The 18,638-nt window shown below is 69.7% G+C and carries 15 protein-coding genes and 1 pseudogene; 7 read left to right on the top strand and 9 right to left on the bottom strand.

From position 1 onward, the window contains the following. A partial coding sequence (locus tag AB0E05_RS32220) for an HAD family hydrolase (RefSeq protein ID WP_361970378.1) occupies window positions 1-730 on the top strand: 730 nt, incomplete at its 5' end. Window positions 731-851: 121 nt separating this feature from the next. Here the strand turns inward: AB0E05_RS32220 and AB0E05_RS32225 are convergent. From AB0E05_RS32225 to AB0E05_RS32260, 8 genes are all read right to left on the bottom strand, one after another. Next, entirely contained in the window at window positions 852-1,205 is a 354-nt protein-coding gene (locus AB0E05_RS32225) for a CU044_2847 family protein (RefSeq protein ID WP_361970380.1), read from the bottom strand. 61 nt (window positions 1,206-1,266) lie between these two features. Then, entirely contained in the window at window positions 1,267-2,565 is a 1,299-nt protein-coding gene (locus AB0E05_RS32230; RefSeq protein WP_361970382.1) for an ABC transporter substrate-binding protein, read from the bottom strand. After that, a complete protein-coding gene (locus AB0E05_RS32235; protein ID WP_361970384.1) occupies window positions 2,562-3,524 on the bottom strand; it encodes a hypothetical protein in 963 nt (320 codons plus the stop codon). Before AB0E05_RS32235 ends, AB0E05_RS32230 begins: the two co-directional genes overlap by 4 nt. Next, window positions 3,521-4,984 (bottom strand): vWA domain-containing protein, encoded by a 1,464-nt coding sequence (locus AB0E05_RS32240; protein ID WP_361970386.1) that lies wholly within the window; start codon window positions 4,982-4,984, stop codon window positions 3,521-3,523. Before AB0E05_RS32240 ends, AB0E05_RS32235 begins: the two co-directional genes overlap by 4 nt. A gap of 75 nt (window positions 4,985-5,059) precedes the next feature. Continuing rightward, entirely contained in the window at window positions 5,060-7,234 is a 2,175-nt protein-coding gene (locus tag AB0E05_RS32245; protein ID WP_361970388.1) for a tetratricopeptide repeat protein, read from the bottom strand. A gap of 4 nt (window positions 7,235-7,238) precedes the next feature. Then, window positions 7,239-8,957 carry a trypsin-like peptidase domain-containing protein gene (locus AB0E05_RS32250; RefSeq protein WP_361970390.1) on the bottom strand — a complete coding sequence of 573 codons (1,719 nt, stop codon included), beginning with the start codon at window positions 8,955-8,957 and terminating at the stop codon, window positions 7,239-7,241. Window positions 8,958-9,091: 134 nt separating this feature from the next. Next, window positions 9,092-9,343 (bottom strand): hypothetical protein, encoded by a 252-nt coding sequence (locus AB0E05_RS32255; RefSeq protein ID WP_361970392.1) that lies wholly within the window; start codon window positions 9,341-9,343, stop codon window positions 9,092-9,094. Between the two features lie 69 nt (window positions 9,344-9,412). After that, a complete protein-coding gene (locus tag AB0E05_RS32260) occupies window positions 9,413-10,549 on the bottom strand; it encodes a PQQ-dependent sugar dehydrogenase (RefSeq protein WP_361970394.1) in 1,137 nt (378 codons plus the stop codon). Window positions 10,550-10,901: 352 nt separating this feature from the next. On the opposite strand from AB0E05_RS32260, the pseudogene AB0E05_RS32265 reads away from it, so the two are divergent. Further along, window positions 10,902-11,120, top strand: a pseudogene (locus AB0E05_RS32265) (hypothetical protein); the annotation flags it as partial. Here AB0E05_RS32265 and AB0E05_RS32270 read toward each other — a convergent pair. After that, window positions 11,085-11,489, bottom strand: a complete 405-nt coding sequence (locus AB0E05_RS32270) for a hypothetical protein (protein WP_361970396.1) — start codon at window positions 11,487-11,489, stop codon at window positions 11,085-11,087. The pseudogene AB0E05_RS32265 and the gene AB0E05_RS32270 overlap by 36 nt on opposite strands. A gap of 270 nt (window positions 11,490-11,759) precedes the next feature. On the opposite strand from AB0E05_RS32270, the gene AB0E05_RS32275 reads away from it, so the two are divergent. The 5 genes from AB0E05_RS32275 (at window position 11,760) to AB0E05_RS32295 (ending at window position 18,481) form a co-directional block, all read left to right on the top strand. Continuing rightward, the gene (locus AB0E05_RS32275) at window positions 11,760-12,119 is read left to right on the top strand and encodes a hypothetical protein (protein WP_361970398.1); all 360 of its coding nucleotides are present in this window, start codon (window positions 11,760-11,762) and stop codon (window positions 12,117-12,119) included. A 500-nt stretch (window positions 12,120-12,619) separates the two neighbouring features. After that, the gene (locus AB0E05_RS32280) at window positions 12,620-14,572 is read left to right on the top strand and encodes a BTAD domain-containing putative transcriptional regulator (protein WP_361970400.1); all 1,953 of its coding nucleotides are present in this window, start codon (window positions 12,620-12,622) and stop codon (window positions 14,570-14,572) included. A gap of 200 nt (window positions 14,573-14,772) precedes the next feature. Continuing rightward, complete coding sequence (locus AB0E05_RS32285; protein WP_361970402.1) at window positions 14,773-15,531, top strand: thioesterase domain-containing protein; 759 nt, start codon at window positions 14,773-14,775, stop codon at window positions 15,529-15,531. After that, window positions 15,528-17,240: a non-ribosomal peptide synthetase gene (locus AB0E05_RS32290; protein ID WP_361970404.1), complete on the top strand. Its 1,713-nt coding sequence runs from the start codon at window positions 15,528-15,530 to the stop codon at window positions 17,238-17,240. Before AB0E05_RS32285 ends, AB0E05_RS32290 begins: the two co-directional genes overlap by 4 nt. Beyond that, window positions 17,237-18,481, top strand: a complete 1,245-nt coding sequence (locus tag AB0E05_RS32295) for a cytochrome P450 (RefSeq protein ID WP_361970406.1) — start codon at window positions 17,237-17,239, stop codon at window positions 18,479-18,481. The genes AB0E05_RS32290 and AB0E05_RS32295 overlap by 4 nt, the downstream gene beginning before the upstream one ends. Window positions 18,482-18,638: the final 157 nt, after the last annotated feature.

Below are 18,638 nucleotides of genomic sequence, written 5' to 3' on the forward strand. Positions count from 1 at the left end.
TACGTGCTGGGAAACTAGCCCGCGTGGTTCGGAGGGGGGCCGCAAGGAAAAGGACCTGCACACGGCAGGAACCTCGCCAGGCGGCCTACCCTGTGTATGGGACTGGAACGGCACCCTCTTCGACGACGCGGACGCGCTGATCGCCTCCACCATCGATGCCTTCGCCTTCCTCGGCCTGCCGCCGTTGACCCCCGACCGCTACCGGGAACTGCACACCCAGCCGATCGACACGTTCTACGACCGGCTGCTCGGCCGCACCGTTCCGCCCGCGCTGCGCAGCCAACTGCACGCCGCCTTCCAGGACGCCTATGTGCGCCGCAGATCGGGCATCGGCCTCGCCCCCGACGCCCTGGCCGCGCTGCACGCGGTGGAGCAGGCCGGCCGGACCCAATCCGTGCTGTCGATGCATCCGCACGATGCACTCAGTGCCCTGATCGATCGCTTCGCGCTGCGCCCGCACCTGGCGCGGGTGGACGGACAGCAGGGCGCGGACGCGGGATACAAGCGGGACCATCTGACGGCCCATCTACGTGCCCTCGACCGCCCTCCCGGCAGTGCGGTGCTCATCGGCGACAGCGTGGACGACGCACGCGCGGCGAAGGCGGTCGGTGTCCGTTGTGTCCTCTACGCCAGCGGGCTGCACGCCCCCGACACCCTCCGCGCCGAGGGCGTCCCCGTCGTCCACACCTTGGAGGACGCCTTGGCCACCGCCCTCCCGCCCGTCTCATGACGGCTCCGGACAACCGCGCCCGGTCCCTCCCGGACACCGTTGCCGTGAGCGTGGGAGCAGGCCCCGAGTGAGACCAGTGCCGGGTACGGCAGGCCGCCGCAGCCGGCCCCGCGTCGGCGGCTCAGGCTGTGCCGGTGTCATCGGAAGCGGCGGGCGCGCCGGGTTGAGATCCGCTCCAGCGGAGGCGGACTTCGAGGTGAACGCTGGACTTCGCGCTGGTGATGACGGCGCCCAGTTGCGCGTCGAGCGTGATGCCGAAGGCCACTTCGACCTCCTCCGGGCGCTGCGCTTGGGAGCGGAACTCGGCGATCACCTCGGCGGCGGCGGAGGTGATCGGTGCGAGGGATTCGCGCAGCGTCCGCTGTGCTCCCGCGAGGCGTTGGCCCAGACCGACGGCTCCCGTGCCGGTCCGTGCCGGCGCGGAGACGAGGACGGTGGTGCCGTCGGAGAGGGCGAACTGGACTGCGTCGGACACGGGGCTCCTCAGTCGAAGTCGACGGCGGGTGGCGCAGGTTCCGCTGCTGCGGAATCGTGGATCAGGTCGGGGTGGAGCAGACGGCGTTCTCGGGAACGAGCAGGTTCCGCGGCCCGAGCGGCATCTCCTTGAGCTTGGTGAGCTGCTCACTCAGGCTGTTGGCGGCATCGGCGTAGTCGAGGACGGCCCGGTAGAAGGCGGCGGCGACGTCTGGGGGCATCACGTCGGCTGCGCTGAAGCACAGGCGGTAGCCCGAACGTGGGTTCAGTATCGTGGCGATGCGCTGCTGGACCGTGTTGGCGTATCCGGTGACTTCGGTGTGGGCGGAGAAGGCGGACGTGCCTTGTGCGTCGATCCACGACTGCTGTCCCCGGACCCCTGCCAGATGCGCGACGAAGCGGCGTGCGCTCGGATTGTCGTCCGTGAACATGCCGACGAAGTCGCCCGACACCTGGACGGGACGGCTGGTGGAGGGCTCAGCGAAGTCGAGCCGGGTGGGCTTCTCGCTGTCTGCGGCCAGGGCCGCCCGCGCACCGTGAGCCAGTTGGCAGACGGGCGAGGGCGTGGTCATCGCCTGGGCCGCGTAGGAGAAGCTCCTGCCGTCAGCGCCTTTGAGGGCTCGCTCGCCCAGCAGTTCGCGCCAGCGCGACCAGGCCCGCTCGACCTCCGGGGACGTCCACGCAAGTGAGCCGGACACCCATCGGGCATAGGCTTCGGCGCCCGCGTCGGAGAGCATGAAGTCGGCGATCCAGTCGGCCCCCGGCCAGCCGGAGGTCGGGCCGGATGCCAGGCCGAGGCACCACGTGAGGCCGGATCGGCTCGTGAAGCCCGCGAGCGCGTCGGTCGAATCGGTGGGGGGCTTCTCGGTCGTTTTGGAGTCGTACCAAACGAGGCTCTTGACGTCGACCTTGACCGGCACCGCGTACGTTGTGCCCTTCACCTGGGAGAGGCCGCCGAAGGGCTGGAGATAGGCGCCGATGTCGACGGTTGCCGTGTCGAGCGGCTGGAGACCGTACTTGTCGCCCGCGTACCGGACGATGGCGCTCACACTGGGCAGCACGGCGAGATCCGGCGGGGAACCCCCCTTGACCGAGGCGTCGAGTTGCTGGGTGAGCGCCCGGGTGACCTGGACGTCCACCTGGATGTCCGTGTCGCGCTCGAAGTCCTTGACCAGCGAGTAGAACGCCTGAAACTCGGCCGGTTGCGTCCAAGGGACCATGATGGACACCCTCTCGGGTGAATCCGAGCCCGCGCAGCCGGCCGTGGCCAGCAACAGACCGAGGGCCACCAGAACACAACGCAGCCTGGAGCCGACGCGGTACGGCGTCGTCGTCACCGGTGTCGCCGCGGGCGTCGTCATGGGCGCGGAAACCTGTACTCGGCGAGGCGGGAACGGTACGCCAGATGGTTCAGGACACCGGCCACCACGAGCACCAGGAGCGCGAGGGTCACGGTCACCGGATGCCCGGCAGTCGGGTGGGCGGTGAGGCGGTCCTCGTCCCACGCGGTGAGAGCGGCCGAGGCGACGGCGACGCCCGCGGTGAGGAGGAAGGCCCAAAGGAGTCGCGGGCTGACGTGGCGGTGGAAGTGGCGTGCCAGGACCCGGGTGGTGGCGAGGACCAGCGCCAGCATCACGAGCGGCGGGGCGTTGACGAACCCCCAGAGTTGGACGGGGTCGAGCCAGCCGTCGTCCCGATGCCGCGACAGTCCGCCGCTCTGCATCTCCTTCAGGTCTTCGAGGGAGGCGACCAGGCCGCCGGTGCCGGGGACCTCCCGGCCCGTTTCCGGATCACGTAGACGGGAGGCGGTCAACGCGCCGCCCGCGGCGTCCACGCCCGACTTGCCGCTGCGCGGGTAGTCCCGGATCGCCGTGGCAGTCAGTTCCAGGGAGGTGGTCAACTGCCCCTGGACGAACTGGATCTGTATCCTGCCGGCCGCCCCGGCCGCGTTGCCCGGGGCGGCAGCCGTGACGAGGGTGTTGATGCGCGCGGTGGCGTTCGCGAACGTGGTGCCTGCGCCGATCAGTTCGAGCTGATGAGTGTTGGCCTCTTTGAGGGCCTCACCCGCCTCCTCGGCAGCAGCGATGGCTTCGTCGATGTCGTTGACGGCCGTGGCTGCGCGTTGAGCGGAGGTGATTTCCTGCCCGCCGTCGATGGCCACCAGGAGGTAGACCACGGCGGTGGCGCACACCATGGTCAACATGCCGCCGCGTAGCCAACGCAGTACCCGGGTCGGATGTACGCCGTTGAGGCGTCGCCACGTCCCGACCAGGCACTTCCGTAGGGCGAGTGCCGCCGTCCGTCCCTCCGTGACGTTCATCTGGTGGTCCCCGCGCCCTGGTCGTCAACGTGGCGACCGCAGTGTTCGCAGTACTGGGCGTTGCGGGAGACGAGGGCCGCGCTGCAGTGCGGGCAGTGGCTTCGCGAGGCCCTTGAGGGCTGGGCGGCGTCCTGGTCGATCGCGTCCGTGGGTGGGGGGCCGGTGCGCGTTGAATCGAGCCCGAGTCGTTGCATCTGTCCTCGCGTCACGCCGCGCCGTACGATCGCCCGGCCGTCGGCGGCCGTGTCTGCCACTGCCTTGAGCAGGTGCAACCGACGCTCGTCGCCCAGTTCTTCGGCGAGCCCCAACGCCAGGCGCAGTTCCCGGTCGGCACGCTCGCTGTCCTTCTGCTCGTGTGCGTCGGCGCAGGCCCGCATCGCCATGCCGAGTTCCTGTTCCGTCTGGACCCGGGTGCGGTACGTGGGCACGGGGTGCTCGAAGGCCGGGTTGGACCGCCGCCGTACGACGAGGGCCTGTGCCGTTGTGCAGGGCAGGCGCCCCTGACCGTCGTGTGGTTCGGTGTGGAGCGTGATGCGGGCTGCTCGCAGCTTCTCGTCGACGGGCAGGGTCCCGGCCGCGAAGCGCAGGGAGATCTGATACTGGCGGGCGCCTGGGGACCAGGCACCGAGAGGGATGTGGATCTCGCCGCCCTGGTGGTGCCGTTGGCTCGTCAGGTCGGCCTGTACGGGGTGGGTCTGCTGGACGAACCCGAGGTCGAGGCGTTCGTTGAGCCGTAGCCCCAGGTAGAGGCGGGGTACGACGACGCGCTGGGCCTGTTCCATGAGGCGTACGAAGTCACGGGTGAGGTCGGCGATGTCCACGACGGCCTCGGCGGTCCCGTGTAACGCCTGGCCGATGCGGTGGAGTTCGCGATAGTTCCAGTCGTCGCCGAGCCCGCGCACGTCGCAGGTGAACTGGTCGGTGCAGGCCGCCAGGGCGGCGTCGAGCTCCTCGGGGCTCTCGTGCTCGTCCTTGCCGTCGGTGTAGAGGACGGCGTGGCGTACGGTGCCGGGGGCGGTCGAGGTGTCGAAGAGCCGACGAGCGCACTCCAGCCATCTGCTGATCGCCGTTCCACCGTCGGCGAATTGCGCTGCTACGTGGGCCTTCGCTTTCTGTTTGTGTGCGCCGTCGACGCGTACGAGGCCCCCGTCCGGCGGGTAGACCATCGAGGCTGCGTGGTGGCCCGCGACGATGCCGAGGAGGGTGCCCTCGCGTAGGGTGTCGACGGCGGCGCAGATCGCGCGCTTGGCCTCGTCGAGTTTGCCGAGTCCGGCCATGGACAACGAGCGGTCCATGATGAGGACCTCGGCGCTGGGCACCGGGTCCCGCGCGCCGTGGTCCTCGACTGCCCGGGCGCGTACGGTGACGAGGGCATCGACCCGTGTGGCGTCGAACGCCAGGTCCGGCGGAGCGTCGACCTCCACCGTGAAGTCGAGTGCGGTCAGCGATGATTCCCCCATCGGTCCTCACGACCCCCTTGTCGCACGTGACCGCTGTGTGCCCGGTGCGGGCTAGCGGGAGCGTAGCGCCTCCGCTCACGTTCCGGAACGGCCCTGTCGCGCCGTGTTCGCCGCCTGATGTGTCCGCTCTTGCCGTGGTTTCCGTCGCCGGGGCCAGGGCCATCGTGGTTCGGGCCGCAGTCGGTTGGCGAGATCGACGAGGGCGACGAACTCCCGCTCGGTGGGGGAGTGTCGTGCGAGGGCGCGGATCGCTTCCGAGAGCGTGAGCCGGTCGCCGTGGCGCAGGAACTCCACGTAGGCCAACTCGGCATGAAGTGCGGAGCGTTCGGCGTCGCCGACGTTGAGCGCCTCCAGTGACGAGCGGGCCCCGGCCAGGTCGTTGGCATCGGCTGTCGGACCGAGCCGTGCTGTCGAGAGACGGAAGGCCGCGATGCGGGCCTCGCGTTCGAAGCGGATCTCCTGCGACAGTTCGTTGACGATCCGCACGGCCCGCTCGGCGCCGCCGGTGCGGTAGGTGACGCGGGCCAGGCCGAAGCCGGCCGCCCCCAGGGCCGGGGTGGTGGCGAAGACGGTGGCGTAGTGCGACTCGGCCACCGCGTGGTCACCGACCTGTTCCGCGCACAGGCCCAGCGCGAGTTGCGGGATCAGCTCTCCGGGAAGAGCGCCGCGTACCTTGGTGAAGTGCGCCGTCGCGTCCGCCACGTCCGGCTGCTGCTGCATGAGCGCGATCAGGCCCCCGTACCAGTCACCGAGCCAGTGCCCGTCGGGAAGCGGCACGCCCCGGAGGACCTGCACCGCGGTGGCGGTGTCCGCCGTACGCAACAAGCGTCGGCATTCGGCCAGGTGCCCCAGCACGCCGGCGGACACCGTGGGGTCGTCGGCGTCGCCCAGAGGCATCGGCAGCGCTGCCGCGATCGTGTGCGGGCAGGGAGCGGAGACGGACGACGGCAGCGTCAGCCGCAGGCCGACGTCGGCCGCGTCCGCCGTACCGCTCGCTTCTCCCGCCTGTTCTACCGTCGCACCGATCCAGTGGTCGAGCGGCCGGGCCGTGCCGACGCCGCCGTGGAGGGACTCGTGAAGCGGTCCGAACAGCGCCGAGGGGCGGGTCACCCGGCGGCCGGCCGATGGTGCCGCCACGACCTGCCGGATCACTCCGCTGAGCTGCTCGCCGAACTGCCGTGCCGAGCTGAACCGCCTGGTCGGCCCGTCGACGTGGGTGGCGCGTTCCAGGAGCAGCGCGAGCGACCGGACGCCTGGTGCGGACGGGTCCGCCGTGTGGTCGCGGCACGCCTCCTTCAGGGTCATGCCGAGCCCGTACAGGTCGAAGCCGGGTGTGGGACCGTCCTCGTACTCGGCGTCGCCCGGCAGCGGCGCGTACCTCTCGGTGTACTCGGCCATCGGCTCCCGGTCCGTGACGGACCGCACCGCGCCGAAGTCGATGAGGCGGACCCGGTCGAGCGGGCCCGACGGCCCCGCCTCGTGGAAACGGATGATGTTCAAGGGCTTGACGTCACAGTGCAGCAGTCCGCGGGCGTGCAGGTAGTCCAGCGCCTGCAGCAGGCGCAGACCGTGCGCGAGGAGGGTCTGCAGTTGATCGCCGCGCCGCGCCGCCAGCGCGGTGCCGGGGACGTACTCAAGCACCAGATAGGTGCGGCCGTGCTCCTCTTCGTATCCGAGGATGCGGACGATGGCGTCGTGCCGGAGCCCGACGAGGACGTCGCGTTCCTTGTCGGACCGCGCGAGTGAGGTGCGCAGTTCCTTGAGGACGACGTCGGTGTCGAGGGTGCGGTGGTGGGCGAGGTAGGCCGCTCCGTACGAGCCCTGGCCGAGCAGGCGTCGGACCTCGTAGCGCCCGGCGATGACGAGGCCCTCGACGTGGGCGAAGTCGAAGTGGGTGCCGCAGTGCGAGCAGAACCCCGCCGTCCGACCGACGCGGCCGTCATGGCCACGTCCGACCGGACGCCCGCAGCCAGGGTTGGCGCAGAAGCGGTGCTCCTCGGCGAGCGGGCCGCTGTCCGCCCGGGGCGCCCGGGTCTCGGCGTCCGTGGCCTCCGGGACGGGGAGGTCGTCGACCAGGGCGAGGCCGTACCAGGGGTCCGGGCGCACCTGCGCCACGCCGGTGGCCGGTTTGGCCGGGGCCGGTCCGTGGCCCTGCCCCGTGTGTGACAGCGGCTCCCTGTCACATACGGTGCAGAAGCCCTGTTCGTCGATGGTGCCGAGGCCGCATTCGGGGCGGTTGCACATCGCCATCGGCTCAACCTCCTTCACCGCGTCGGTCTTCTTCGATCCGCTGGTTGACCGCCGTGATGAAGCGCGGGACGCGCCGTCTGGCTGCTGCGAGGTCGACGGGCACGTGCTGCAGCGCGCGGGCCGCTGGCACGTACAGCTCACCGAGGCGCAGGTCCTCAGCCCCGATCAACCGTGCGGCGCGCACGCGGTGCAGTTCCAGGGCGACGGCGAGATCCTCGCGCTCGGCGTCCATCTCCCGCAGGGCGTCGACGTATCGGGTGACGGCGGCACGGGCGGCCACCGCGTGTGCCTCGACGGCGGCGATCTCGGCGTTCGGGTGCGTGGTCCGGGCGACGGCGAGTCGGACGTTCAGCCGGGGCGCGCGGCTCGCCGGCAGGCGCGGCGGCGCCAGGTACGCCGTCCCCACGCTCCGCTGCAATGCCAGCGCCTCGTCCTCCACTGCGACCAACTCGTCGACCGCCGCCCGGGCCTTCGGCTCGGTGACCGACCGCACCACGGTGCCGGCGGACAGGGGCGTCGGGTCGAGATGCACGTCGTACGCGAGATCGGCGGGCGGCGCTCCCTCGAAGCCGAGGACGAGCCGCAGCCCGCGCGAGCGGGCCCGCAAGGCCAGTGGCGCGAGGAGGTCCGCGACGAGCCCGGCTGGATCGGCGGCCCGGTCGACGCCGTCCATCATGATGCACGGGGGCGGCCGGCGGCGCAGCAGCCTGTCCACCAGCTCGGCCACGCCTGTGCGCGTGCCGAAGCCGAACCGCCCCGCGAGATGAGCGCACACGTCGTCGGTGGATCTGCCGCGTGCGTCGAACGCGGCGTCCACGACACCGAAGCTGAGGACCGTGCCGCTGGGCGCGCCGGCGCGTCCGTCCTGGTGCGCACCGGCTTGGCCGGGCGGGCCCGACGTGCGTGCAAGGCGCACCAGCCACGAGGACCCCGCGCCGGTCGCGCTGCCGGTGCCGACGAGGACGGTGCCCACGCGATCTGCGTCGAACAGCCGGGTCAACTCCCGCGTCAGCGCGAGCTGTAGCGGATCGTCCAGATCCACGCCGAGCACGTCGCCGGAGCCGAAGTCGTCGATGCCGTCACCGCCAGAAAGCGCGTCGAGCCGTGGCAGGTACGACAGGATCGTCTCGGTCGGGAGTATCCAGGCGGCCTTGACGTCCTCGTGGACGAAGTCGGCGACCACGATGCCGATCACACGCCCCTCGAACTCCCCGTCGAGGGCCATCACGCCGGCACCCGAATAGCCCGGCTCGATCCACGGATCGCCTTCCCCCACCCGCTTGAGCATCCCCCACTCGCCTTCACGGCCCCCGGATCCGGCCAGTTCGGCATCGACTCCGACCCCGTACGGCTCGACGCTTGGGAACCCGTAGACGCGCACCCTGCCACCGGATATGGGCACCTTCCACAGCTCGGTGCGGACACCACAGCCTGTCGGCTCGTCGAGCTCAAGCAGGGCCACGTCCCCGCGTCGGGTCCCGTTACGGAACACCCAGGTGCCGGAGGCCACGCGCGAGGTGCGGGTCCACTCGGGACTGCACACCGTGCTCCTCACCCGGACGCACCCCGATGGTCCGCCGGGGTGACCACCGGCCTGCTCGACCACGTGAGCGCACGTCAGGACGGTGCGCTCGTCGAGCTGCACACCAGCCCCCAACGGGACGCCCCGCTCGTCGTCGATCCGCACGCGCCACGGCCTGTCCCGATGGTCATGCTGAGTCATGTCCCCACGGTAGAGGCATAGTTGACGTCCGGGACACAAATCGCTTCCGACGGACGGGCCCTTGCCTGGCTCGTGCCGGCTGTGGTTGACGAGTGCGTGAACACCTGAGCTGAGTGGGTCAAAAGCGGGTGGCGTTACTGGGCTGTGGAGCGGAGTTCGCGGTCGCTGGCACGGGGGTCGTGGATGGTGGTCTCCGAGGAAGGTGCCTGACCGGGAAGTACCAGGTCAGGCGATGTTTGGCTCAGCGATTCGGTGCAGGACGCGACCAGCCCGTCCCCCGAGGCGAGAGCCGCACAGGTGTTGTTCTCGACCCGGGACGCGAAGCCCTCCAGCAGCCACTCGGGCCCTGGAGCGTCCACGTCGGTGCGGTGCCCCGTGCTGTTCATCTCCTGGAGCAATGAGACCTCGGTTGGACGGTGGCCGTCCGACCGAGATCCCAAGGACGGCCGGCAGCCCTACGCCGGATCGATGCGGGACACGCTGCCGCCGATGGCGAGCACGTACAACTCGCCGTCGCCGTCCTGGACGAACGAGATGACTTCGCCGCCGTTGACTCCGAGGTCGCTCTGGCCGGTCACCTTGCCGTTGCGCATCTGCAGAGCGCGGACGGTTCCGTCGCAGTAGTCGCTGAAGAGGTACTGCCCCTTGAGGCCCGGGATCTCATCCCCCCGGTAGACGTATCCGCCGGTGACCGAGCAGCCCAGCCCGTTGCGGTCGTACTCGTAGACCGGCGGCACATGGTTGGCGGGCTCGGGCCGCCCTCGGAAGGGATGGGTGCCCTCCATCTGGGACCAGCCGTAGTTCTCACCGCCCTTGCTCCGCCCGGACGCCCAGTCGATCTCCTCCCAGTCGTTCTGGCCGACATCGCCAATCAGCATGTCGCCCGTGCGTGCGTCGAAGGAGAACCGCCACGGGTTGCGCAGCCCGTAGGCCCAGATCTCGTCCTTTGCGTTCGGGTCGTTGACGAACGGGTTGTCCGGCGGGATCGCGTACGGCTTGCCGCCGGTCGGGTCGATCCGCAGCATCTTGCCGAGCAGCGTGTCGAGATTCTGACCGTAGCCGTGCGGGTCGCCCCCCGCGCCGCCGTCACCGAAGGCGATGTAGAGGTATCCGTCGGGGCCGAACCTGATATCACCGCCGTTGTGGTTCGAGTACGGCTGCGTCTGGGTGAGGACGGTGCGCCGGGTCTCTGGCTGGATCTTGCCGCGCTTCACGGCGAACTCGTCGATGGTGCTGGTGCCTTCGAGGTTGGTGAACGAGATGTAGAAGTGCTTGAAGTCCTTGTCGAACGCGATGCCCAGCAGGCCGCGTTCGCCGTCGACCGTGGTCTCGCGGGATATGTCGAGGACCGGACTGCCGAGCCCCCTCTCACCCAGGACTCGCACGGTGCCCGCGCGTTCGGCTATCCAGACGGTGCCGCCGGGACCGGCGGCACCGGCGATGGGATTCTTGGCTGTGGCCACTTGAGTGAGCATGACCTTCGCCTGTTGACGCTCAGTGTCGGGCTCGTCGGCGGACGCCGTGGTCAGAGCGAGGGACGCGATGAGACAGATGGTGCCGATGATCGCCGAGCTTCTGGTGTGAACTTTCACCGTAAGCCTCCTAGAGGCGGCGAGTGGGGAGGTCACCCGGCTGCCAGGGCATGGTGCTGCTGGGGGGTGCCCGTGCGCCAGCACGCAACTGGGTGTGGGGGTGTGCCGCTGGCTACGGTTGAGGATACGGGGGACGGTGCGGCCTGGCGTAGACCAAGACCCGATCCACCACAGGCTCCATGCCCGAAAAAAGCTCCCATAGCGGCAAAAGCCCCTGCCGGACTTCCCTGACGGGGCGCCGCAGTCGAGGCGGGCGGCACGAACGGCGCCCCCAGATCCGGTCATGGAGGCGGCGGCCAGACGGAGCAGGGGAGGAGGAAGGGGGGTGAGGGCGGCGGCGGTGAACCGGGCACCACTGAGCGCGCGACGCGGCACCGAACACGAATCCGGACTCGGCGCTCAACGTTGTGTTGTCGAGCGCGCCTTCGCACACCTGCACTGGTTCCGCGGCCTGCGGATCCGTTGGGAGATCCGCGACGACATCCACCAGGCCTTCCTCACCTTGGGATGTGCACTCATCTGCTGGCGGCGCCTGTCACAGCTGGCCCGGGCCCCCGCCCTCCAGCAGTAGCCATTCCCTGACCGAAGGAACACGGTCAAGGAGCTGCCTGACCTTCATCCCCTCTTCGCGTGCGGTCACCCTGGGCAGCGGCGCGAAGTCGTCGGGAAGCACATCCAGCCAGCCCACCACGCGGTCTCCCGAACGCAGGGTGATCAACAGCTCGCACCGCAGCTGACGTGGAACCTCCGGGCGGTGGGACAGGCTGTGCCAGAGGGCCGGCCACAAGTGGTGGATGCCATCAGGCGCCGCATTCGCTCGCACCCACGCTGGCTCCAAGCGCCGGCTCAGACCGAGGTCCCACGCTCGCTCCTCCAGCCTGAACAGCGAGGCCGAACCAACGGCCTTCAGCTCGCGCGGCAGAGGTTGATCGAAGTCCATCGCCCCATGCTGCCTGACACCACCCCACAACGAGGAGCCGACCCCAAGGAGCCATCCCGTGAGAAGTACCAAGGGCTCGCCGGGAATTGACACGTCGATGTGATCTTGGCTTTGTCGGGGTCGGGGAATCTCACGATGTCAGCTGGTGTGCGGAAACGGGCGGTCGAGGCGGGGATGTGAGCGCCGTGGCCTTCCAGGAGCGGGTGGACGTCCTTCGCTGTGCGGCTGATGGTCATGGCGGTGGTGTGGAAGAGCTGGCCCAGGAGGTCCATGGTCGCGAGTTTCCGCAGATGGAGCTCGGGGCTCGGGCGGCGCCTCCCCCGCGGGCCAGATCTACGCGGAGGCTGCGCGCCTCGTGCGCCACGGGCTGGTCACCGAGGACCGGGAGAGGGGGCCGGTCGCAGGCGGCGCACGCTGTCGCTGGCCCAGGCCGGCCGGGACACGCTCGCCCGGTGGCTCACCGGCCCCGCCGAACACACCACCGACGTCCGCGACGAGGGCCTGCGCTTCGAGACGCCGCAGGCCGCCTCCCTCGCCTTCGGCCTGCGGTTCGAGGAGTTGGCCGTCGCCTTCTGGACCGAAGTCGCCGAGCACGGCGTGAGCGCGGTGGACCCACGCCCACAGGAATGACCGCGAATCCATCCGAGAGGGAACCGCTTACCGCGGCGGGCATCCCGTCGAGCGTATTGAGCGGGCGGCTGCTGAGTTCGGCGACCGGTAGGGCGGTCCGATGGCGCACCGTCATGGCAAGCGCTGTCTGCTGTGGTGGAGCAGCAATGCGTCTGATTCGCCCGACTGCGGTGACATCGAGGCATGTTGGAATGACTTCCGACTGCCGGGAGTCGCGGGTTTGCCGGCTGGGAGCAGGTGGGTATGTCTTGGAGGAATGATGGGGCGAGCGAAGCAGCAGGGGACAGGAGTATTGAACGGGGTGCTTTGGCGCGTCGCCACTCCCTGTGTGCTTCGGTCAGGTCTGATGCGGCAGATGTAATTTCCGCGTGATAATTGGTGTTCCGGGAGGCGTCTATCGCTCGCTCGTCGTGCTGACTGCGTTTGGCGCGGAGCAGCGGTTGGCATGATTGTGCTGGTAATGAGTTCGCGGGCGGGCCGCGCCGTGTGACGATTATGGAATGAGATTCTACGTTCTGGGGTCGTTGAGGGTTGCGAACGAGCAAGGCGAATTTGCGACGCTGCCAGGGCGCAAAGACAGGGCATTCCTGGCTGAATTGCTGGCCCATGTCGGAAATGTGGTCTCGGTCGACCATCTTGTTGAATCGGTGTGGCCTGCTGACGCACCGGTAAAACGCATTAACGCGGTGCACGTCAGAGTTTCGCGCTTGAGGTCGCTGTTCCGCTCTCTTGCCGGTCCGGGGAGAGAGGGGGAAGTGATGCTGACCGAGTCGGGTGCCTACCGGCTGGCGCCGTCCGAGGTGGACGCCAACCAATTCGAGATGCTTCTGGCAGCTGGCGTACGGGAACGGGAGAAGGGCTTCCTCGACAAGGCCGCCGACAGGCTCGACCGTGCATTGGCCCTGTGGGAAGGAGAGGCGTTCACCGACGTCACGGCTGGGGACTGCGTTTCCGCCGAGGCCGAGAGGCTGACGGAGCTGCGGCTGACGGCCCTGGAGCAGCAGGCCGAGGTGCGTTTGGCGATGGGAGCGTGCTCCTGGGTGGTCAGCACGCTGAAGCCGTTGGCCGAAAGACATCCGCTGCGTGAGACGTTGCACGGACACCTCATGACGGCCCTGCACCGGTCGAACCGGTCTGCGGAGGCCCTCGCCGTCTATGCCGACCTGCGGTCAAGGCTGGCCGACGAACTCGGGGCGGACCCCACGTCGGACCTGAGGAACCTGCATCGCTCCATCCTGGCGCACGACCCGGGAGATCACCGCCCCGCTGCGCCGCCGGCCGGTGCTGCGCAGGTCGCGCCGCCCGCCCGCAGGGAGTGGAGTTTCCCCTTTCAACTTCCGGCTGCCACGGCGGACTTCGTACCACGCCGGGCCGTGGCAGCCGTGCTGGACGCCATGACGGCGCCCAACCCTTCCACCACGACCTTCGCCGTGGTCACCGGGCACGGAGGAGTGGGGAAGACGGCGGTCGCCGTCCACGTGGCGCATCGACTTCGCTCCCTGTTTCCGGACGGGCAGATCTACGTCGACCTGGGGGGCAGCACCGAGAGGCCCGCGGACCCCCGGGTGGCGCTCGCTCGGATGCTCAGCACGACGGCCTGCCCCGCCTGGTGGTTGCAGCAGGACGTCGGAGCGATGGCCACCTGCTTCCGGGACAGCTTGAAGGACCGGCGAGTTCTCATCGTGCTGGACGACGCGGCCGACGAAGCCCAGTTGCACCATCTCCTGCCCGGAAACGCGGAAAGCGCAGTTCTGATCACCAGCAGGTCACGGCTCACCGCCTTGCCCGTCACGGCCCGCGTGGAGCTGGCCGAGATGAACCAGCGTCAAGCCCTGACGCTCTTCGAGCGTGTGGTGGGCGCTGCGAGGGTGGGCTGTGAGCCCACCGCGGCACGGGAAGTCGCCCGCCTGTGCCACTACCTGCCGCTCGCGCTCCGGGTCGCTGCGGCGAGGCTCGCGGCCAGGCCCCACTTGCGCTTCGCCGATCTCGCTGCGCGGATGGCTCTGCGACCTGGCCTCATGACCGAGCTGACCTGGGACGCACTCAGCGTCCGCCGCTGCTTCGCCCCTGCCTATGGTCGTCTCAACGACGATGACCAGCGACTGTACCGAGTGATCGGAATGTCCGGTGTCAGCGTCTTCTCGGCGCACTCCGCGAGTGCTGTCACCGCGCTACCCCCCTCCGACATCGTCGATGCGCTGGAACGCCTCGTGGACGGTGGGCTCCTGAGCGTCGTCCACGGGGACTCCGCGCTGTTTCGGATGTACGGCCTCGCGGCTGCGTACGCCAGAGAAGCCGCTGAGCGCGACGCGTCGGTGACCGAACGGGAGGCGGCCGAGGAGTTGTGGAGTCTCCAGGACCGCATCGTCAACGTCCACGGTGGTGCGGGCGCGGTGACCGGCGCGAATGCCTCGGCTCGGCGTGACGCGAGTTCAGCCGTGCGCATGTGCTGAGCCGGACGGCCCAGTTCGTCCTGCTCACCGCCTTGCGGATGGGTCTTTCGACTACCGCGGTCCCGCGAAAGGGAAACGAAACCGGAACGGCAGCGGCACTTGCCACGATGCATGCCGAGGAAGATCGAGGAAGATCTGGGATGCTGCGGTACGGGGTTGCCGACCCCGGGCCGGCGGCTGGACGAAGTCTGACGGGGGCCATGTCACCAATCACAGCCGACCGATTCCGTGGAGCATGGTTGCTCCGTCGCCCTCAGGAGACGGCGACGCATCGAATCTTCTGTTTCCCGTACTCCGGCGTCGGGGCCTCCATGTATGCGCGTTGGCCGCACTGGGCAGGCCCCGCGGAGGTGTGCCCGATCCAACCGCCGGGTCGGGAGAACCGGCTCGCCGAGGCCCACTACGACACCTTTGACGCCCTCGCCGAACAACTGGTCCCCGTACTGGAGCCCCATCTGGACAGGCCCTTCGCGTTTTTCGGGCACTGCAGCTCGGCCCTCGCCGGCTTCGCGGTGGCCCGTCGACTCGCCGAGGTCGGCCTGCCCGCGCCGCAGCGGCTCTTCGTGTCATCGCAGCTGGCACCGCACGAGCCGCCCTACGGACGTTTCCTCACCATGGACGACGAGGCGCTGACCGCCGAACTCGCCGAACTGACACGGTCGATGGGCGGAGAGCCGATGCCGGAGATGCTCGATCTGGGCCTGTCGGTCATGAAGGCCGACATAGCCGCGCACAAGCAGTACCGGATACCCGAACCCGTGGAGCTGCCCTGTGGCGTCACCGTGATCGGCTGGGACCAGGATCAGGAGGTGCGGCCCGAGCTGATGGACGGCTGGCGCCACTACTCCGAGGACGTCCGCTTCCTCACCCTACGCGGCTCGCACCACACCTTCCTCCAGGCACCCCTCGCGCTGATGGCCGAGCTGTCCCACGACGTTCAGCGGGACGCGGCCAGATGAACACGATCCACGAGGCTCTGGCCGGGCGGATCAAGGCCACCCCGCACAAGGTCGCCGTACGCGGCGGTGATCACGCAGTGACCTACGCGCAGTTGGACGTGCGGGCCGACGAGGTCGCGAAGCGGCTGTGGGACCTCGGGATCGGTGCGGAGTCGACGGTTGGCGTCCTCGCACGACGCTCCACCGACCTCGTCGTGACCCTGGTCGGCATCCTGCGGGCCGGCGCAGCCTACGTGCCGGTCGACCCCCGACAGCCGGCGGCATGGCGCGCCACCGCGCTGCGCTCCACCGGCGTGCGGCTGATCCTGGACGAGCGCGCCGAGGTGCTCACCGAGTGCGATCCGCCGGGCCCGGCGACGGACACCTCCCGAGCGATGCGCATGGCGGGCGGAAACCTCGCCTACGTCGCGTTCACCTCGGGCTCCACCGGCACGCCGCGCGGCGTCGCGGTCCCTCACGAGGGGGTGCTGCGTCTGGCGCGCGACCGCACCTGTGCTCCCCTCGACCCCCATGACCGCTATCTGCAGTTCGCGCCCGTGGCGTTCGACGCGTCCACCTTCGAGATCTGGCCGGCGTTGCTGGGCGGGGCCGAACTGGTGGTGCACCCGGCAGGCGACCCGTCCCTGGCCGAACTCGCCGGATTCATCCACGACCAGCGGATCACCACCCTCTGGCTGACTTCCGGCCTCTTCCAACAGATGGTCGACCTGCACATTGACCGGCTCGTGCAGGTACGGCGGTTGTTCGTCGGCGGAGACGTGGTGCCCCCGCGGCACGCCGCAGACGCCCTGGCACGGGTGCCCGGCCTACGGCTGGTCAACGGCTACGGACCGACGGAGAACACGACCTTCAGCTGTTGCCATCAGATCAGCCCCGGTGCGTCCGGCCCGGTGCCCATCGGACGACCGATCACGGGCAGTGACGTGCGGATCCTGGACGAACGGCTCACACCGTCCGCGCAGGGCGAGCTGTACGTGACGGGGACCGGGCTGGCCCGCGGATACGCGGGCGCTCCCGGACCGACCGCGCAACGGTTCGTGTGCGATCCGTGGAGCCCGACGCCCGGCGGCCGGATGTACCGCACCGGTGACCGGGTGCGGGTCGGTGCGGACGGCGTGATCGAGTTCTTGGGACGCATCGACCGGCAGGTCAAGATCAACGGATTTCGGGTGGAGCCCGGCGAGGTGGAGGCCGTCCTGGCGGGCCAACCGGCCGTGCGTGCGGCTGCCGTGGTGCCCCGGCCCGACAGCAGCGGGACGCCTCGGCTCACCGCCTTCGTGGTACCGCACCGGGGCCGGACGGTGTCCGTGCTCAAGCTGCGCAAGGACGTGGCCGAGGCACTTCCCGACTACGCGCGACCCGCGTCCTACCGGGTCGTCGACGAACTGCCCCTGACGGACAACGGCAAGGTCGACCGTGCCGCCCTCGTCGCGCTCGGCTCCCGGGAACGTCCCGAACTCTTCACCGACTACCTCGCGCCGCGCACCCCGCTGGAAGCTCAGCTCACCGGACTGTGGTCCGACCTCCTGGGAGTCGACCGGATCGGGGTGGAGGACGACTTCATCGCCCTGGGCGGCTACTCCCTGCTCGGCATGCGGATGACCGCGGACATCGCCGCCGAGTACGGAGTGACGATCACTCCGCGCGACTTCTACCTCGGCCCCACGGTGGCGGGGCTGGCGGCGCTGATCGAGGAGCGGTCCCGATGAGGCTCTCACCCGGCGAAACCCACCCGTCGGTGGACCTCGATCGGATCGACCTGTGGGACGCACGGCTCTACAGCGAAGGACGCCCTCACGCGGTGTGGCGCGCGCTGCGGCAGCAGGCACCCGTACACCGGCAGGAACTGGCCGACGGCCGACGGTTCTGGTCCGTGGTGCGGTACGCCGACGTCTGTCGCGTCCTGCGCGACCACGAGGACTTCACGTCGGAGCGCGGCACGCTGCTGACCGCCCTGGACACGGGAGACCCCGCGGGCGGCAGGATGATGGCGGCGACCGACCCGCCGCGCCACGGCGTTCTGCGGGAGTCGCTCAACCGGGTGCTATCCATGAAGGCGGTCGAAGCCCGGCGCGATGCGCTGCTCAAACCGATCGACCGACTGCTCGCCCCCCTGCTGACCGGCGAGCCAACCGATCTCGCCGCTGCCGCGATGGACTTCCCGATGGACTTCATCGGGACGTTCATGGGCCTGCCCGAAGCGGACTGGCCCCGACTGGCGAAGCTCACCACGATGGCGGTCGCACCGGAGGACGCGGACTTCCAGGAGGGATCCGCCCCCCTCACGTTGGTCTCGGCACACCACGAACTCTTCGAGTACTTCTCGCACCAACTCTCCGCCCGCGGCACGACCCCCACGGACGACCTCATCGGGCAGCTGATGACGACCCGCCTGGACGGCAGCCCTCTGGACCACGAGACGATCGTCTACAACTGCTACAGCCTCATCCTCGGCGCCAACGTCACCACGCCGCACACCATCACCGGCCTCGTCCAGGCACTGATGGACCACCCGACCGCCTACGCCAAAGCCGCCGCGGATCCCTCCCTGCTCGCCGGATGCGTCGAGGAGGGGCTGCGCTGGTCGTCGCCGGCCAGCCACTTCATGCGCTACGCCACCCGCGACGTCGACCTCGGCGGACAGCGCATCCGCGCGGGCCAAGCGGTGGCCGCCTGGCTGGGCTCGGCCAACCGCGACGAGGACGTCTTCACCGACCCTGACGTCTTCGACATCGAACGCAGGCCCAATCGACACGTCGCCTTCGGCTTCGGCCCCCACTACTGCGTCGGCGGCGCGCTGGCCCGGATCTCGCTGCGCATGCTCTTCGAGCGGATCTTCACGAGGATCGAACGGGTCGAGCCGGCCGGTGACGTACGCCATCTCGCCTCCAACTTCGTAGCCGGGGTGACGTCGATGCCGGTGCGGGCCGTACCCCGCGACGAGCCATAGGCGTCCGTCCCGTGGATCGGGCGAGCCCGGCGAGATCCACGAGACCGGCCCCGGCGCCCGCACCCGCCGTCACCGACACGCAGGGCCACGGCCTGCCCGCGCCCCAGGGAACCGAGGGATTGTTGTGAATCTCCCCCACACCGACGCCGCGACACCG

The organism is Streptomyces sp. NPDC048057 (assembly GCF_040653095.1).
Classification (GTDB): domain Bacteria; phylum Actinomycetota; class Actinomycetes; order Streptomycetales; family Streptomycetaceae; genus Streptomyces.

Coding starts and splice junctions, on each gene's coding strand:
- AB0E05_RS32230 (WP_361970382.1), bottom strand. CDS start 2,565: ATGACGACGCCCGCGGCGACACCGGTGACGACGACGCCGTACCGCGTC.
- AB0E05_RS32235 (WP_361970384.1), bottom strand. CDS start 3,524: ATGAACGTCACGGAGGGACGGACGGCGGCACTCGCCCTACGGAAGTGC.
- AB0E05_RS32240 (WP_361970386.1), bottom strand. CDS start 4,984: ATGGGGGAATCATCGCTGACCGCACTCGACTTCACGGTGGAGGTCGAC.
- AB0E05_RS32245 (WP_361970388.1), bottom strand. CDS start 7,234: ATGGCGATGTGCAACCGCCCCGAATGCGGCCTCGGCACCATCGACGAA.
- AB0E05_RS32250 (WP_361970390.1), bottom strand. CDS start 8,957: ATGACTCAGCATGACCATCGGGACAGGCCGTGGCGCGTGCGGATCGAC.
- AB0E05_RS32255 (WP_361970392.1), bottom strand. CDS start 9,343: ATGAACAGCACGGGGCACCGCACCGACGTGGACGCTCCAGGGCCCGAG.
- AB0E05_RS32270 (WP_361970396.1), bottom strand. CDS start 11,489: ATGGACTTCGATCAACCTCTGCCGCGCGAGCTGAAGGCCGTTGGTTCG.
- AB0E05_RS32275 (WP_361970398.1), top strand. CDS start 11,760: ATGGTCGCGAGTTTCCGCAGATGGAGCTCGGGGCTCGGGCGGCGCCTC.
- AB0E05_RS32280 (WP_361970400.1), top strand. CDS start 12,620: ATGAGATTCTACGTTCTGGGGTCGTTGAGGGTTGCGAACGAGCAAGGC.
- AB0E05_RS32285 (WP_361970402.1), top strand. CDS start 14,773: ATGTCACCAATCACAGCCGACCGATTCCGTGGAGCATGGTTGCTCCGT.
- AB0E05_RS32290 (WP_361970404.1), top strand. CDS start 15,528: ATGAACACGATCCACGAGGCTCTGGCCGGGCGGATCAAGGCCACCCCG.
- AB0E05_RS32295 (WP_361970406.1), top strand. CDS start 17,237: ATGAGGCTCTCACCCGGCGAAACCCACCCGTCGGTGGACCTCGATCGG.